This window comes from Agromyces sp. NPDC058064, from assembly GCF_042885275.1.
GTDB lineage: Bacteria > Actinomycetota > Actinomycetes > Actinomycetales > Microbacteriaceae > Agromyces.
In genome coordinates, this window is record NZ_JBHVSE010000001.1 from 568,112 (window position 1) to 585,213 (window position 17,102).

Consider the following 17,102-nt stretch of genomic DNA (forward strand, 5'->3'; position numbering starts at 1 on the left):
CCGACCGCACCGGGCGCACCGGAACGCGTCCGGCGCGCCCGCGCGCTCAGGCGGGCACTGCGACCTCCGCGGGCTTCCGCTCGCGGATGAGGAACCCGAACGCGAGCGCGACAAAGAACATCAGCACGCCGTACACGGCGGCGGGCAGGCTCATCTCGACGCTGCCGATCACCGTCTGCGCGATGACGATCGCGAGCGTCGCGTTGTGGATGCCGATCTCGAACGAGCTCGCGACCGACTGCGCGCGCCCGACGCGCAGCAGGCGCGGCACCGCGAAGCCGACGGCGAGGCTCAGCACGCAGAAGAGCACGGTGATGAGTGCGAGCGTGCCCGCGTTGGCGAGGAGCAGCTCGAGGTTCGTCGCGATCGCGCCCGCGATGACGACGACGAGGATGACCACAGACGCGATGCGCACGGGCTTGTCCATGCGGTCGGCGAACGCCGGCTTCCACCAGCGCACGAGCATGCCGAGCACGACCGGCCCGAGCACGATCGCGAACACCTCGATCGTCTTGGCGAACTGCAGCCCGAGGGCGTCGTCGCCCGGAAGGAAGCAGGTGATCGCGAGGTTCGTGATGAGCGGCAGCGTGAACACGGCGAGCACCGAGTTCACGGCGGTGAGCGAGATGTTCAGCGCGACGTCGCCGCGGAACAGGTGGCTGTAGAGGTTCGCGGTCGTGCCGCCGGGGGATGCCGCGAGCAGCATCATGCCCACCGCGAGCACCGGCGGCAGCTGGAACAGGAGGACGAGCCCGAAGCAGATCAGCGGCAGCAGGACGAGCTGGCAGGCGAGTGCGACGAGCACCGCTTTCGGCTGCTTCGCGACCCGGGCGAAGTCTCGCGGGGTGAGCGAGAGCCCGAGGCCGAACATGATGATGCCGAGCGCGACGGGCAGCCCGATCGTGGTCAATGGACCCATGTGGTGATCACTCCTTCGTGATGACGGTGAGAGACAGTCTCGTGGACGGGACGACCCTTGTCACGAGCGGATTCTCGGGGCCCGGGCGGCCCGGGTTGACGGTGGCAGGTGGCATGCTGGGCGCATGGCGATCGACGTGCGACCGGCGACGGAGTTCGACGACACGGCGGCGGTGATCGGACCGAAGCGGCCGACGTCGAACGTGTGCTTCTGCCTGAGCTACCGGCTGCGCTCCTCGAAGGAGAACCTGGCCCTCGTCGGTCCGGCGCGCGGCGAGCGCGTGCGCGAGCTGTGCGCCCAGACTCCCCCGCCCGGTGTGCTCGCCTACGACGGCGACGAGCCCGTCGGCTGGGCTGCGGTGCATCCGCGTGCCGACACCGCCTTCGCGACCAGCCGCAAGATCCCGCACGTCGACGACCTCGACGTGTGGTCGGTGTGGTGCATCCGCGTGCGGCCCGGTCACCGCGGGGAGGGCATCTCGCACCGCCTGCTCGCGGGGGCGGTCGAGTTCGCCCGGGCGAACGGCGCGCCCGCGATCGAGGGCTACCCGGTCGACAACGAGGGTGCGAAGGTCGACCTCACGATGGCGTACGTCGGCACGCGGCGACTGTTCGAGCAGGGCGGCTTCACGAAGGCGGCCGACACCGATTCGGTGATCAACGGGTTTCCGCGCGTGCTGATGCGGCTCGACCTCGGGTAATCGACCGACTCGAGCCTCGGGCTATACATCCGATCTTTAATCGGGCAGGATGAGCCGTGGTCGCAGATTCCCGACGAATCGCGATGATTCCGCACCGAAACACCAGATCAATGATGCTCCGGAGGTTCCCCCGCATGCTTCACCGCGAGATTCCGCGCCGCCGCGCCCTGCAGCTCGGCGGGCTCGTCGCCCTGGCACCGCTCGTGCCCCAGTTCCTCGCCGCCCGGCCCGCCGCCGCTCTCGTCGGGGGCCGCGCCGCCGCTGCCGCCGGCGGAGGCATCCCGATCCCCGAGCTCTCGCCGAAGGCGCTCTGGTACGGCACCCCCGCGACCGACTGGGAGACGCAGGCGCTGCCCATCGGCAACGGCCGCCTCGGCGCGATGCTCTTCGGCAACCCCGACGAGGAGGTCGTGCAGTTCAACGAGCAGAGCCTCTGGGGCGGGCTCAACGACTACGACAACGCCCTCGCGGGCAAGCCAGACGGCGCCTACGACACGAGCGTGACGGGCTTCGGCTCGTACCGCGACTTCGGCACGCTGACGATCGCCTTCGGTGCGAAGCCCAAGGTCACCGCCCCCGGCGGCCCGTACAAGATCTGGGGCGCCGAAGACGTCGACAAGAGCTACGACGGCAACAGCCAGACGAAGTGGTGCATCGACGGACCGCCCGCGCACGTGCTCTGGCAGGTCGAGCTGCCCTCGGCCGCGGTCGTCGCGTCGTACAGCCTCACGAGCGCGAACGACGTGCCGGCGCGCGACCCGCAGGAGTGGCGCGTGCTCGGCTCGAACGACGGCAGCGCCTGGACGACGCTCGACTCGCGCACCGGTGCGCCGTTCGAGCAGCGCTTCCAGACGAAGACCTACGAGTTCCAGAACGCGACCGCCTACCGGTTCTACCGCATCGACTTCGTGCCGAAGGCGGGCGTGAGCCACTTCCAGCTCTCCGAGATCGGGCTCGGCGGCATCGAGCTCGCGCAGGGCGGCAGCGTCTACGTCTCGTCGCCCACGGGGCACGCCGACTCGCTCGTCGGCAGCATCGACGGCGAGGCGTCCACCGTCTGGCAGGTCGACGACGCCGGGTCGGGCGCCGCGTGGCAGCTCGAGCTCACCGCGAAGCGCGCGCTCACCGGCTACGTGCTGACGAGCGCGCCCGACGCGCCCGAGGCCGACCCTCGCGACTGGGTGCTCGCCGCCTCGAACGACGGCGTCACCTGGAAGACCCTCGACACCCGGGCGGGCGTCGCGTTCGCCGGGCGCGGCGAGGCGAAGAGCTTCTCGTTCGCGAACTCGACCACGTACTCGCGCTACCGGCTGACCTTCACCGCGCCGGGGGCGTTCCGCCTCGCGGGCGTCGCGCTCACGGGCAGCGGCTACACGACCCGCGGCCAGCGCAACGTGGTCGGCTACCGCAGGGCGCTCGACCCCGCGATCGGCGTGCATACCGCGCACTTCGCGACCGTCGCGGGCGCGGTGCTGCGCGAGGCCTTCGCGAGCCGCGAGGCCGACGTCGTGGTGCTGCGCTACACGAGCGACACGGCGGGCGCGCTGACGGGCACGATCGGGCTCGTCTCCGAGCAGGAGAACTCGCCCACGACGGTCGACGCCGCGGGCCGGCGGCTCGGCTTCGCCGGCACGATGGCCAACGACCTCAGCCACGCGGCGACGGTGCGCATCGCCGACACCGACGGGGAGGTCGCCGCCGACGGCGCGGGCCTCCGCGTGACCGGGGCGTCGACCATCACGCTGATCCTCGACGCGCGCACCGACTACAAGCTGAGCGCGGCCGACGGCTGGCGCGGCGCCGCCCCGCAGCCCGGCATCGACGCGGCGCTCGACGCGGCGAGCGCGCGCGACTTCGACGAGCTGCTCGACGAGCACGTCGCGCAGGTCTCCGAGCTCATGTCGCGCGCGGCGGTCGAGTGGGGCGAGACGGAGGCCTCGGTGCTGGCGCTGCCCACGACCGCGCGCCTCGCGCGCTACGGCGCCGGCGAGTCCGACCCGACGCTCGAGCAGTCGATGTACGACTTCGGCCGGTACCTGCTGCTGAGCTCGTCGCGACCCGGCGGGCTGCCCGCCAACCTGCAGGGCCTCTGGAACAACAGCAACCAGCCGGCGTGGGCGAGCGATTACCACACGAACATCAACGTCCAGATGAACTACTGGGGCGCCGAGACCACCGACCTGCCCGAGGCGCACGAGGCGCTCGTCGCCTTCGTGCAGCAGGTCGCCGTACCGAGCCGCGTCGCGACCCGGAACGCCTTCGGCGAGAGCACCCGCGGCTGGACGGCGCGCACCTCGCAGAGCATCTTCGGCGGCAACTCGTGGGAGTGGAACACCGTCGCGAGCGCCTGGTACATGCAGCACGTGTACGAGCACTGGGCCTTCACGCAAGACAAGAAGTACCTGCGCGACGTCGCCTACCCGATGATCAAGGAGATCTGCCAGTTCTGGGAGGACCGGCTCAAGGAGCTGCCCGACGGCACCCTCGTCGCGCCCGACGGCTGGTCGCCCGAGCACGGGCCCCGCGAGGACGGCGTCATGTACGACCAGCAGATCATCTGGGACCTGTTCCAGAACTACCTCGACTGCGCCGACGCGCTCGGCGACGAGGAGCTCGGCGCCGACGTCGAGTACCGGGCGACGATCGCCGACCTGCAGTCGCGGCTCGCGCCCAACAAGATCGGCAGCTGGGGCCAGCTCCAGGAGTGGCAGGCCGACCGCGACAGCGCCACCGACATCCACCGGCACACCTCGCACCTCTTCGCGGTCTACCCGGGCCGGCAGATCACGCCGTCCTCGCCCGAGTTCGCGGCGGCCGCGCTCGTGTCGCTCAAGGCGCGCTGCGGCGAGAAGGAGGGCGTGCCGTTCACCGCGGGCACCGTCTCGGGCGACAGCCGCCGGTCGTGGACGTGGCCGTGGCGCACCGCGCTGTTCGCCCGCCTGGGCGACGCCGAGCGCGCCGGCATCATGGTGCGCGGCCTGCTCACGTACAACACGCTGTCGAACCTGTGGTGCAACCACCCGCCGTTCCAGCTCGACGGCAACTTCGGCATCACGGGCGCCATCGCCGAGATGCTGCTGCAGAGCCACGACGGCACGATCCGCCTCCTGCCGGCACTGCCCGCCGACTGGGCCGCCTCGGGCTCGTTCACGGGCCTGCGTGCCCGCGGCGGCTACAAGGTGAGCTGCGAGTGGAAGGACGGCGAGGTCGTCTCGTACGACGTCGTCGCCGACCGGGCACCGAACATGTCGAACGTCACGGTCGTCGTCGACGGGCAGCGGCGCAAGGTCAAGCCCGCGAACCCGAAGAACGGCAAGCCGATGCGCGAGCTCGGCAAGGCCGACTGAGCCGCACCGCGAGATCGTCGGCGAGGATGCCCCGGGCGCGAGCCCGGGGCATCCTCTGTGTCGGCGGGGCACGTTAGCTTTGGCCCCGACGAAGGGACACCGATGACCGCCTCGCACGACTCCGCCTCGCACGACCTCGCCCCGATCGAGCGGCTCCGCGCCGAACTCCGGGGCGCGCTGCTGCTGCCCGGCGACGACGGCTACGACGCCGCACGCGCCCCGTGGAACCTCTCGGTCGAGCAGCGCCCGGCCGCGATCGCCGAGCCCGCCGACGTCGACGACGTGCGCGCGATCGTGCTCGCCGCGCGCGACGCGGGGCTCGGCGTCACCACGCAGCCGAACGGGCACGGCGCATCCGACGGTCTCGACGGTGTGGTGCTGGTGCGCCCGCGCCGGCTCGACGAGCTGCACGTCGACGTCGAGGCGCGGGTGCTGCGCGCAGGTGCCGGCGTCAACTGGGGTCGCGCGCTGGCGGCGCTCGAAGGAACGGGTCTCATCGGGCTCGCCGGATCGAACCCCGAGGTCAACGTCGTCGCGCTCGCGATCGCCGGCGGCCAGTCGATGTTCAGTCGCCGCTACGGACTCACGGCGCGCTCGATCATCGCGGTCGAACTGGTCGATGCCGCGGGCGAGGTCCGCCGGGTGACCGACGCCGACGACGGCGAGCTGCTCTGGGCGCTCCGCGGCGGCGGCGGGCTGTTCGGCGTGATCACCGCGATCGAGCTCGCGCTGCACCCGGGCGACGCCCTCTACGGCGGCGGCCTCGTGTTCCCCGCCGAGTCGGCGACCGACGTGCTCTCGGCCGCCTTCTCGCTCGCACGCGACGAGCCCGAACTCGGGCTCGACATCGGAATGATGCGCTTCCCCGACGCCCCGGTCTTCCCGCCCCACCTGCGCGGGCGCGTCGTCGCCACCGTCGGCCTGGTGCACGTCGGCGACGAGGCGACCGGGCAGGCGTTCGCCGACCGGCTGGTCGCCGTCGCCGAACCGATCGCGAACGCGCTCACCGCCTTCACGATCGGCGAGCTCGCGGCGGTCGCCGCCGAACCGGTCGACCCGATGCCCACCGCCGACTTCGGCGCCGCGGTCGGCCCGCTCGACCATGATTTCGCGCGCGACTTCGTCGAGGCCTTCGTCCGCGGTGCCGACCGAGGGCTGACCCGGTGCAGCATCCGGGCGATGGGGGGCGCGATCGCCGACGAGCTCGGCGCCGAGCTCTCGGTCATCGGCGCGGTGCACGCACCCGGCCTGCTCAGCTCGGGCGTCCTGCTGCTCGGTCCCTCGGTCGACCCCGAGGCCGCCCTCGCGCCGCTGCGCGAACTCGCCGCGAGGTACCCGGCCGAGGGCATGGTGCCGAGTTTCCTCGGGGCGCGCACGAGCCTCGCCGACGCGTACGGCCCCGAGGTGCTCGAGCGACTCGAGGCGGTGAAGCAGCGCCTCGACCCCGACGGGTTGATCCGCAGCAATCGCCCGCTGCGCTGACGCCGACGATCGCGACGAGAGAGCGAAGAGCGCACCATGGCCGAGCGGTACCGCACCGTCGACGAGTTCCTCGCGGCGCAGGCACCCGAGCGACGTGCCGAGGTCGAGGTGCTGCGCGAGCTCGTGCACGAGGCCGAACCCCGGCTCGTCGAGATCGTCAAGTGGAACTCGCCCGACTACACCCTCGAGGGCGTCGACCGGCTGACGATCAACGCCGCGGGGCGCGGCCCCGTCCGGCTCATCCTGCACTTCGGCGTTGCACGCGCCGAAGACCGCAGCGCCGCGCCGAGCTTCTCGGGCGACCCCTCGGGGCTCCTCACCTGGCACTCGAACATCCGGGCGAGCCTCCCTGCACCCGGGGGCGCGTCGGGCGCCGACGACGAGACCAGGGCGCGCATCATCGCCGTCGTGCGGGCGTGGCTCGCCGACGTGTGAGCCACGACGGCGCCAGCACGGCACCCCGATCCCGCCCGACCGGGCGCGGGTGGCTGGCGGCCGCCGGGCCGATGCACGAGCATGGCGGAATGGACCTCACCGAGTGGTTGCTCGACGCCGATCCCGCGATCCGCTGGCAGGTGCTCCTCGACCTGCACGACGACGCCGACGGCGCCGCCTCCGAGCGCGCCCGCGTCGCGCATGAGGGCTGGGGCGCGGGGCTCCTCGCCCTCCAGGGCGACGACGGCTATTGGAGCGGGCAGGAGTACGGCGAGGACGGCGACCGCCGCAGCACCATCTGGTCGCTGCAGTCGCTGCGCCGGCTCGGCGTCGACCCCGAGGCATCCGTCGTGCGCTCGGCGATCGCCCGGGTCCGCGACGGCGTCGTGTGGCGCCACCACGGCGACCTGCCGTTCTTCGACGGCGAGGTCGAGGAGTGCGTGAACGGCGGTGTGCTCGCGCTCGCCTCGTACTTCGGCGTGCTCGGCACCGGCAGCGACCGCATCGTCGCCCGCCTCCTCGACGAGCAGCTGCCCGACGGCGGCTGGAACTGCGAACCCCGCGAGGAGTCGGAGCGCTCCTCGTTCGACTCGACCGTCTGCGTGCTCGAGGGCCTACTCGCCTACGAACGGGCGGTCGGCGACGACGCCTCGAACGGCGACGCCTCGACGGTCGCAGCCGCGCGCCGTCGGGGCGAGGAGTACCTGCTCGAGCGCAACCTGTTCCGCCGGCGCACTACGGGCGAGATCGTGCTGCCCCGCTATGCGAACTTCGCGTTCCCGTCGTACTGGTTCTACGACGTGCTGCGGGCGCTCGACCACTTCCGGGATGCGGGCGCCGCACCCGACGCCCGCATCGCCCCCGCGATCGACCTGCTGCTTGAGCAGCGAGCCGATGACGGTCGCTGGGCCGCCGGTCGGCCGTGGCACGGCGAGACCTATTTCGCGCTCGACGCCGCCGAGGGCGAGCCGAGCCGGTGGAACACGCTCCGCGCGCTGCGGGTGCTGCGCTGGGTCGACGCCGCCGCGGCCTGAGCCGCCCCGACCCGACACCCCCTGTACCGGTGTCTTGCCGCGCTTGTCCCCCGGTCCTACCCTGAAATGCACCCCGCCAGACCGCGAGGTCCTCCGAATCCGCTCCGGAACGGTGACCGCATGTCTTCAGCGTTGTACGCCCTGGGCCGCTGGGCATTCCGGGCGCGTCGCGCGATGCTCCTCATCTGGGTCGCCGTGCTGGCGGTGCTGTTCGCAGGGGCGGCGCTGCTCAGCGAGGGCACCGAGAACAGCTACGCGATCCCGGGCACCGAGTCGCAGGAGGCGCTCGACGCGCTCGCGCGCACCTTTCCGCAGGTGAGCGGCAGTTCGGCTCAGCTCATCGCGGTCGCGCCCGACGGCGACTCGGTCACCGCCGCCGGCTTCGAGTCGGCCGTCGACGACGCCGTGACCGCGATCGCCGCGCTGCCGCAGGTCGCCTCGGCGACCTCGCCGTACTCGTCGGCGACGAGCGGGGCGGCGAACATCGCGAGCGACGACTCGGCCGTCCTCGTGCCGATCCAGCTCTCGGTGAGCACGAGCCAGGTGCTCCCTTCGACGGCCGACGCGCTGCAGGAGGCCGGCCGTTCGCTCGAGGCCGCGCTGCCCGACGGCTCGGAGGTCGCGGTCGGCGGCCAGCTCTTCGCGCAGACCTCGACGGGCATCAGCGTCACCGAGCTGCTCGGCATCGCGATCGCGTACGTCGTGCTCCTCATCACCTTCGGTTCGCTCATCGCGGCGGGCCTTCCGCTCGTCACCGCGCTGCTCGGCGTCGCGGCGTCCCTCTCGATCGTGCTCGCCGGCACGGGCTTCATGACGATCACCTCGACGACGCCGCTGCTGGCCCTCATGCTGGGCCTCGCGGTGGGCATCGACTACGCGCTCTTCATCGTCTCGCGCCACCAGGACCAGCTGAAGCACGGCCTCGACCCCGCCGAGTCGGCTGCGAGGGCCGTCGCGACCTCGGGCTCGGCGGTCGTGTTCGCGGCGACCACGGTGATCATCGCGCTCCTCGGCCTGACGGTCGCGGGCATCCCGTTCCTCACGACGATGGGCGTGGCGGCGGCGCTCGCCGTCGCGGTCGCCGTGCTCATCTCGCTCACGCTCACCCCCGCGCTGCTCGGCTTCGCAGGGTGGCGGGTGGTCGCGAGGCGATTCCGCCCCGGCGGCGCCGATGCTGCCCCGCCCGAGTCCGGCGAGCATGCGGATGCCTCAGGGGAGGCACCGGACGACGACGCGGTCGTGGCATCCACGCCTCGCGAACCCGCCGCGGGCGATGAGCTCGCGGCCGCCCTCGCGGAGGAGCCGGCCGAGGAGGCCGCGCGCTCGATCGACGACGACGACGTGCACTCGCCCGCCCGTCGCGGCTTCTTCTGGGGCTGGGTGCGCACCGTGACCCGCTGGCCCGTCGTGACGATCGTCGTGATCGTGGGCCTGCTCGGCCTCGCGGCCCTGCCGGCGGCGCACCTGCGGCTGGCCCTGCCCGATGCGGGCTCGCTCGAGGAGGACGCCCCGGGCCGCATCGCCTACGACCTCATCGCGGAGCACTTCGGACCGGGCTACAACGGCCCGCTCATCGTGACGGGCACGATCATCGAGAGCACCGACCCCGTCGCGCTCATGGACGACCTCGCGGTCTCGGTCGCCGCGGTCGACGGGGTGGCGTCGGTGCCGCTCGCGACGCCGAACGAGACGGGCGACACCGGCATCGTGCAGGTGATCCCCGAGGGCTCGCCCGACTCGGAGGCGACGAAGGCCCTCGTGGCGGAGCTGCGCGCGATGCACGACGACTGGCAGCAGCAGTACGGCGTCGACCTCTCGGTGACGGGCTACACGGCCGCGGGCATCGACATCTCGGCGCAGCTCGCCGACGCGCTGCTGCCGTTCGGGCTGCTGGTCGTCGGGCTCTCGCTCGTGCTGCTCGCGATGGTGTTCCGCTCGATCGTGGTTCCCGTGACGGCGGCGCTCGGTTACGCCCTCTCGATCGGGGCGGCGTTCGGGCTCACGAGCGCCGTCTTCGTCGACGGCGTGTTCGCCGAGCCGCTGAACGTCGCCGACGTCGGCACCGTGATCAGCTTCATGCCCATCATCCTCATGGGCGTGCTCTTCGGGCTCGCGATGGACTACGAGGTGTTCCTCGTGAGCCGGATGCGCGAGGACTACGTGCACCGGGGCGACGCCGAGTCGGCGGTCGACAACGGCTTCCTGAGCTCGGCGCGCGTCGTGACCGCGGCGGCGATCATCATGTTCGCCGTGTTCGCGGCGTTCGTACCCGAGGGCGACGCGTCGATCCAGCCCATCGCCTTCGGCCTCGCGGTGGGCGTCGCGATCGACGCGTTCATCGTGCGGATGAGCCTGATCCCCGCCGTGCTCGTGCTGTTCGGCGCGCGGGCGTGGTGGATGCCGCGGAGCCTCGACCGGGCGCTCCCGCACTTCGACATCGAGGGCGAGGGACTCGCCGAGGAGTTCGCCCTCGCCGACTGGCCCGAGCCCGGCACCCGGCTCGCCGTGGCCGCCGACGGGGTGCGCGCCGCCGTGCCCGGCCGCGACGACGATGAGGACGTCTCGCCGCACCTCGACGCGATGGTGCCCCGCGACGCGCACCTCGTGCTGCTCGGCGGCACCGACGTCGAGCGCCGTCGGCTGCTGCTCGCACTCGGGGGGCGCGCCCCGGTGGCGGCCGGACGACTGAAAGTGGCCGGCTTCGTCGTGCCGCCGCGGGCTGCCGCCGTGCGGGCGCGCTCGGCGGTCGTGCGGTTCACCGACTCGGCGACCGCGCTCGAACGCGTCCGCAGCGCCCTCGTCGCGCGACCGCGGCTGCTGCTGCTCGATGCCGTCGAGGAGGTGGGCGACCCGCGCGTCGTGCACGACGTCAGGGCCCTCCTCGCCGAGGCGGGCGCCGACGCCGCCTCGGGCTCCGGGCGGCGCGGCCCGGTGCTCGGCGTGGTCGTCGCGGCGCGCGACGCCGACGCCGCCGAGCGGATGCTGCCCGACGGCGCCCCCGCAGTGCACGCCCATCTCGTGGAACCGGCGGCACCGGCCGCGGCCGGCGCCGGCGCGGCGCTGTCGGCGGTGGGCTGACATGGCGTCGCGCACCTTCTCGGCGACCTCGGGTTCGGAGCGGCTCGGCCGGCTCGCGATGCTCGGACTCGTGGTGCTGCCGCTCCTCATCGGCGGGGTGCTGAGCTGGGCGCTCGCGACGCCGACCGCGCACCTCGACCGGATGACCGCGGCCATCGTGAACGACGACGCGCCCGTCACGATCGACGGCCGCACCGTGCCGCTCGGGCGGCAGTTTGCGGCGGGGCTGATGGAGGGCGGGGCGACGGCGAGCGCGACGCCGAGCCCGGGTGCGACGCAGACCGGGGCTCCGTCGGCGAGCGCCTCAGCCGAACCTGCCGCGAGCGTCGCTGCCGAGCCCGCGGCCGGCGCGAGCCCGACGGCGAGCACGCCGGGGAGCCCCGAGCCGACCCCGCTCCCCTCGCCCGCCGCGGCGACGCCCGTCGAGACCCCGACGAACTTCGACTGGGTGCTGACGAACGCCGACGAGGCCGCCGACGGGCTCGCGACCGGCCGCTACGCGGCCGTCGTCACGATCCCGGCGTCGTTCTCGGCCGCGGCCACCTCCTTCAGCGGAGCAGCGAGCCAGGCACGACAGGCCGTCATCGAGGTCGCGACGACCCCGGCCTCGGCGTTCCTCGACCCGGCGCTCACCCAGGCGGTGACGCAGGCCGCGGTCGATGCGCTCAACCGGCAGCTCACCGAGCAGTACCTCGCACAGGTGTACCAGGGCCTCAACACGATCGACGAGCAGATCGGCGAGGCCGCGAGCGGCGCCGCCCAGCTCGCCGAGGGCGCCGCCTCGCTCGACGCCGGTGCGGCGCAGCTCGCCGACGGCGCCGCCTCGCTCGCCGAGGGGCTCGCGGCGCTCGAGACCGGCGCCGACGGCCTCTCGGCGGGGGTCTCCGAGCTGGATGCCGCGGCCGCCCCGCTGCCCGCCGCCTCGAGGCTGCTCGCCGACGGGGCGGCCGACGTCGCGGTCGGCGTCGATGCGCTCGCGAGCGATCTCGCGGGCGCGACCGCCGAGTTCGCCGCGGTCGTCGACCGCGTGTGCGCGACACCGGGCCCCGTGTGCACGCGTGCGACGACCGCGCTCGAGAACCTGCGCCGCCTCGACGCGAAGATCGACGCGCTCGCCCGGGGCGCCGACGGCGTGGCGGCCGGCGATGCCGACCTCGCCGAGGCGATGACGGGGCTCGTCGACGGCCTCGACGCCGCCGCGACGGGGGCCGGCGACCTCGCGAGCGGCGCCGGGGACGCGAGCGCGGGCGGGGCCGACCTCGCGAGCGGTGCCGACCGGCTCGCGAGCGGCGCGAGCTCGCTCGACGAGGGGGCGGCGCAGCTCGCCGAGGGGCTGGCGCAGGCGAGCGAGCAGATCCCGAGCTACACCGCCGACGACATCACGACCCTCTCGACGGTCGTCTCGCAACCGGTCGTCGCCGACCAGGACACGGACACCCCCGGCGTGCTCTCGGTCCCCCTCTACGGCGTGGTCGCGCTCTGGCTCGGCGGCTTCGCCCTCGCGCTCGCCCGCCGGGCGGTGCCGGTCGAGCGGCTCTCCGCCGCCGATCCGTCGCGGTCGATCGCATGGCGGGCGGTGCTGCCGGGTCTCGGCCTCGGCGCCTTGCAGGGCGTCGTCGTCGGCGTGGTCGTGCTCGCCGGGATCGCCGTGACGCCCGCGCAGGGCGCCGCCTTCACCGTGGCGAGCATCGTGGTCGGCGCGGTCGGCGCGATCGCGAACCAGGGCCTCGCCGCCGCGTTCGGCGGTGCCGGGCGACTCATCGCGGTGTTCGTCGCCCTCGTCGCGCTGACCGCGGGCCTCTCGTCGACGGTCCCCCCGTTCATCGCGACGGCGGCGCAGCTCGCGCCGACCGCACCGGCGCTGCAACTGCTCACCGCGACGCTCGCCGACGCCGACGCCGACGCGTCGGCAGCCCTCTGGGGCGCGTTCGGCCTGCTCCTGCTCATCGCCGTCGCGGCGTTCGCCCTCGTCCTCGCGGGGGTCGCGGCCCGCCGGAGCGGCGACCCGCTGCGGTTCGCCCCGGCCGGCTGATCAGAGCATCGCGCCGACGAGCGCCTCGCCGAGCGGCGTGCGCAGGTGGAGCATCCTCGCCCCGTCGCGCGTCGAGGCGACCAAGCCGCCGTCGCGCAGCACCGACAGGTGGTGCGACGCCGTCGACACCGCGATGCCGTGCTCGGCGGCGACCTGCGAGGTCGTGCGCGAGCGGTGCGCCGCGAGCAGGATTGCCGCGCGCGCCGGGCCGATGAGCGCCCCGAGCGCCGACGCGGTCTCGCCGGGATCGCGCGCCCACGTCTCGGTCACGCCCTGCGCGGGATAGAACACGGTGGGCTGCGCGGGCGGTTCGGTCAGCACCATGCACCCGTACGACGACATGACCGAGGGCACGAGCACGAGCCCGCTGCCGCGGCAGTCGAGCACCTCGTGATGGAGGCGGAGCCCGACGCGCACGGCGTCGTCGTGCCAGCTGATCGAGGGGTGCAGCTCGCCGGCCATCGCGGCGATGCCGTCGGTCGCCACGCGGCGCGACCGCACGGCGATGTCGGCGCGCAGCATCCGTTCGAGCTGGGTCCACACGGGTGCCAGCACGGCCGCCCACACCTCCACCCAGGCGTCGGCGATCATCGCCCGCGCCCGCTCGGGCTCGGCGATCATGCGCCGGATCGCCTGCTGCCTCGAGCCGCTCGACCGCAGCACCATCTTGTGCAGGTCGACGAGCATCGGCTCGACGGACGCGACGCGGAGCCGCGCGACCTCCTCGTCGGGTTCGAGGTCCCACCCGGGCTCGGAGGTGAGGAAGTCGGGCATGTAGCCGTCGACCCCGATGAGCACGGCGAGGAGCTCGAAGGACTCGCGCGGCAGCCGCCCGCGGACGGCTCGCAACCAGCCCCACTGCAAGGGGTGCTCGGCCGGGCGCTGCAGCACGCGCACCGCGTGGCAGAGCTCGTGGCCGGGCGAGATGCCGAATCGGATCGCCGAGATGTCGCCCTGGGCGAGCCCGAACTCCACGAAGTTTCGATTCACATCGAAACTCTAACGCTCGGGGATGCCACGGGCGGAGGCTGTTCCCAGATCGTACCGGGGCCGTGCCGAGGCATCCGGACTGCAGAACCGAACGAAGGAGCCGCCGTGAACGCCGCCGAGATCACCCTCTCCCCCACCATGACGCCGCCCACGACCCCGAGGGTCGTCTCCGCCGAGGAGCTCCGCATCGGCACCGGCGGCACCCGCCGCTTCGTCGGGCTCGAGCACGGCGCCCGCATCTCGTACTTCTTCGTCGACAACGCCCCGGGAGAGGGGCCCGACCTGCACTGGCACCCGTACGCCGAGACCTGGATCGTGCTCGAGGGCGTCGCGCGCATCACGGTCGGCGACACCGAGCTCGTCGCCCGCGCCGGCGACACCGCGACCGCACCCGCCGGAGTGTGGCACGGTTTCAAGAACGCCGGCGAGGGCCGGCTGCAGCTCATCGGCATCCACGCCGCCGAGACCATCGTCCAGACCTGGGCCGAGTAGGCCCGGGCACCGCCCGAATCCGCCGATCCACCCGATCCATCGATCCACCGACGAAGAGCGAGGGAGCATCCATGTCGTTCCAGGCATATCTCGACAACATCGAGGCGAAGACCGGCCTCACGCCGCGCCAGTTCATCGAGCTCGCGTACGAGCGCGGCTTCGACGCCTCGACGAAGGCGACCCCGATCGTCGCCTGGCTGAAGGAGGACTACGGGCTCGGGCAGGGCCACGCGATGGCGCTCGTGCACGTCATCACGAAGGGCCCGCAGATCAGCACCAAGCACGTCGGCACCGACGGCGTCCACCGCGACGCGACCGACACGCTCTGGCTCGACGGCCGGGCGACGAACCCGAACGGCTGACGCGGCTCAGGCGAGGCGCGCCGCTCAGGCGAGCCGGGCCGAGACCTTCGCGCCGCGGAACTGCCCGGCCGCGACGAGCAGCACGATCACCACCGCGAACACCCCGCAGCTGATGAGCCCGAGCGGGCTCGCGAGCCAGGCCTCGGGCACCGGTGACCCCGCGGCGACGACGAGGGCGCCGAGCCCGGCCGAGGCGTTGAACGCGCCGTGCCCGAACACCGCGGGCCAGACCGAGCCGGTGCGCAACCTCGTCCAGCCGAGCAGCACGCCGAAGAGGGTGCACGCGAGCACCATGAGCAGCACCCCGGTGACGTCGGTGAGGCCGTAGTTGTAGCCGAGCAGAATGAGCGGGCTGTGCCAGAAGCCCCAGAACGCCCCCGAGACGAGCAGGGCGGGCCAGACGCCGAGCGGGCGCAGCGCGGGGAGCAGCCAGCCGCGCCAGCCGACCTCCTCGCCGAACGCGAGCGGGGCGTTGACGATCGCGCCGACCGGGATCATCATGAGCTGCGCCGCGACCACGAGCCCCATCGGCGGCAGGGGCTGGCCGGGCGGCAGCTGCCCGGCGATCAGCTCGGTGAAGCCCGAGAAGCCGACGGGGTCGAACACCGCGAGCCCGAGCAGGCCGACCACGACGAGTCCGGCGCCCACCACGAGCGGCATCGCGAAGATCATCACGACGCTCGTGCCGATCGTGCGACCGACGGGCCGCAGCGGCCACATGCCGAGTCCGCGCAGGATGTCTCGCGCCGGGCGCCGGCCATTGAGCCTCCCCTCGACCACGATCGCGACGAACGTCGCCACGGCCGGGGTCAGCATCATCGCCATCGCGATGAGCGGCAGCAGCGGGTCGGCGAGGCCCTGGCCGCGCGCCCACAGCGGCGAGGCGACGAGCCAGGCGAGCCCGCACGACACGACCGCGAAGACGCCGACCGGCACCCAGGGGACCGTCGCGCGCACCTCGGGCCGCGTCTCGGCGTCGGCGGCGGCTCGGGTCTCGGTCTGGTCGCTCACCCGGCCCACGCTACCGAGCCGCGCCGCACCGCGGATCCGTCGCACGACGGAGATCGACGGAGGCCTACGCGACCAGCGTCCGCCAGTCGCCCCCGCGCGCGTCGATCGGCGAGCCGTTCGCGATGCGCGCGGTGCGCGCGGCCGGGTCGAGCTGCACGGTCGCGAGCGTCGCCCAGCGCTCGCCGAACGGCAGGGCCGGGTCGGGACGGTGGCAGAGCAGCGGCTGGCCCGGGTCGGAGTAGAGGAACGCGAGCAGCTCCTCGTCGGTGCGCGGCTCGGGATAGTCGGCGAAGCGGCTCGCGATGAGTCCGTACCGCTCGTCGGAGTCGGGCTGGTAGACCTCGGTCTTCTCGTCGGCCTGCGCCTCGGGGCTGAGGAAGTGGTTCGTGCGCACCACCGTGCCGTCGACGGGCTCGACGACGAACACCCCGACGGGCGTGATGTCGGTCGTCACGACACGCTCGGCGTCGAGCAGCGTGAACGAGCTCGATGCGCTGCGGGGCGCGTCCCGCACGAGCTCGACGGCCTCGTCCACCGAGGCCGCCTCCTCGAGCACCGTGGCCGACAGCACGTGCACGGGCACCCCGCCGGCGCCGTCGGTGCGGTGCCCGAGGATGTTGAAGTGCACCGCGAGTCCGGCGCTGTTCACGCCGATCTTGCCGAGCATGCCGTGCTCGGTGAGCCCCGCGAAGTCGTACCTGCCGCCCCGCGTCTCGTGCGTGTGCCACTCGCCGTCGAGCTGGTGGTGCCAGTCCCAGGTCTGCAGGCCGAAGGTGCGCACCGTGCCGTCGTCGAGCTCGACCCGGCGACCGATCGTCGAGCACTCGCCCGGCGCGGCGCCGAGGCCCTGCGACAGGATCTCGGTGCGGGCGTTGAGCGCGTAGACGTGCCACGGCTCGACGCCGGCCCCGGCGGCGATGCCGTCCATCTCGGCGAGGCGGGCCGGGCGCCACTCGCCGACCGCGTCGGCGCAGCGGAGCGCGAGCGTGCGCACCTCGGCCTCGTCGAGCGCGTACTTCGCGAAGAGCTCGAGGTAGGTCTGCAGCCCGGCCGGCAGGGCGTCGCGCAGCCGGCTGCCCCGCTCGCGTCCGCGTTCGAGGGGCTCGCTGCCGTTCGCGACGACGTGCAGGCGGTCGGTGATGCTGTGCAATGGATCGTTCCTTCGGATGTGCAGTGGTACGTCGGTCGGCGATGCCGCCGGTGCGGCGGAGCCGCCGTCG

13 protein-coding genes are annotated in these 17,102 nt (G+C 73.3%); 9 read left to right on the plus strand and 4 right to left on the minus strand.

Annotation, left to right across the window (positions count from 1 at the left end):
• Positions 1–46 precede the first annotated feature (46 nt).
• Positions 47–919 (minus strand): bile acid:sodium symporter family protein, encoded by an 873-nt coding sequence (locus ACFVSL_RS02700; RefSeq protein WP_386938262.1) that lies wholly within the window; start codon positions 917–919, stop codon positions 47–49.
• A 124-nt stretch (positions 920–1,043) separates the two neighbouring features.
• On the opposite strand from ACFVSL_RS02700, the gene ACFVSL_RS02705 reads away from it, so the two are divergent.
• From ACFVSL_RS02705 to ACFVSL_RS02735, 7 genes are all read left to right on the plus strand, one after another.
• A complete protein-coding gene (locus tag ACFVSL_RS02705) occupies positions 1,044–1,619 on the plus strand; it encodes a GNAT family N-acetyltransferase (protein ID WP_386938263.1) in 576 nt (191 codons plus the stop codon).
• A 134-nt stretch (positions 1,620–1,753) separates the two neighbouring features.
• Positions 1,754–4,966: a glycoside hydrolase N-terminal domain-containing protein gene (locus tag ACFVSL_RS02710; protein WP_386938265.1), complete on the plus strand. Its 3,213-nt coding sequence runs from the start codon at positions 1,754–1,756 to the stop codon at positions 4,964–4,966.
• Positions 4,967–5,068: 102 nt separating this feature from the next.
• On the plus strand, positions 5,069–6,448 hold the full coding sequence (locus ACFVSL_RS02715) for an FAD-binding oxidoreductase (RefSeq protein ID WP_386938266.1): 1,380 nt from the start codon (positions 5,069–5,071) through the stop codon (positions 6,446–6,448).
• Between the two features lie 36 nt (positions 6,449–6,484).
• Positions 6,485–6,883: a DUF1801 domain-containing protein gene (locus ACFVSL_RS02720; RefSeq protein WP_386938267.1), complete on the plus strand. Its 399-nt coding sequence runs from the start codon at positions 6,485–6,487 to the stop codon at positions 6,881–6,883.
• Between the two features lie 89 nt (positions 6,884–6,972).
• Positions 6,973–7,917, plus strand: a complete 945-nt coding sequence (locus tag ACFVSL_RS02725; protein WP_386938269.1) for a hypothetical protein — start codon at positions 6,973–6,975, stop codon at positions 7,915–7,917.
• A 120-nt stretch (positions 7,918–8,037) separates the two neighbouring features.
• Positions 8,038–10,995, plus strand: a complete 2,958-nt coding sequence (locus ACFVSL_RS02730; protein WP_386938271.1) for an MMPL family transporter — start codon at positions 8,038–8,040, stop codon at positions 10,993–10,995.
• Between the two features lies 1 nt (position 10,996).
• Positions 10,997–13,027, plus strand: coding sequence for a YhgE/Pip domain-containing protein (locus tag ACFVSL_RS02735; RefSeq protein WP_386938273.1), 2,031 nt, complete (start codon positions 10,997–10,999; stop codon positions 13,025–13,027).
• On the opposite strand, the gene ACFVSL_RS02740 is transcribed toward ACFVSL_RS02735, so the two are convergent.
• Entirely contained in the window at positions 13,028–14,017 is a 990-nt protein-coding gene (locus tag ACFVSL_RS02740; protein WP_386938275.1) for a DUF5937 family protein, read from the minus strand.
• A 105-nt stretch (positions 14,018–14,122) separates the two neighbouring features.
• Between ACFVSL_RS02740 and ACFVSL_RS02745 the strand changes: the two genes are divergently transcribed.
• Both ACFVSL_RS02745 and ACFVSL_RS02750 read left to right on the plus strand, forming a co-directional pair.
• Complete coding sequence (locus ACFVSL_RS02745; protein WP_386938277.1) at positions 14,123–14,509, plus strand: cupin domain-containing protein; 387 nt, start codon at positions 14,123–14,125, stop codon at positions 14,507–14,509.
• A 71-nt stretch (positions 14,510–14,580) separates the two neighbouring features.
• Positions 14,581–14,871, plus strand: a complete 291-nt coding sequence (locus ACFVSL_RS02750; protein WP_386938278.1) for a DUF4287 domain-containing protein — start codon at positions 14,581–14,583, stop codon at positions 14,869–14,871.
• A 24-nt stretch (positions 14,872–14,895) separates the two neighbouring features.
• On the opposite strand, the gene ACFVSL_RS02755 is transcribed toward ACFVSL_RS02750, so the two are convergent.
• Together ACFVSL_RS02755 and ACFVSL_RS02760 are read right to left on the minus strand one after the other, a co-directional pair.
• Complete coding sequence (locus ACFVSL_RS02755; protein ID WP_386938280.1) at positions 14,896–15,882, minus strand: CPBP family intramembrane glutamic endopeptidase; 987 nt, start codon at positions 15,880–15,882, stop codon at positions 14,896–14,898.
• Between the two features lie 64 nt (positions 15,883–15,946).
• Entirely contained in the window at positions 15,947–17,032 is a 1,086-nt protein-coding gene (locus ACFVSL_RS02760; protein WP_386938282.1) for a C45 family autoproteolytic acyltransferase/hydolase, read from the minus strand.
• Positions 17,033–17,102: the final 70 nt, after the last annotated feature.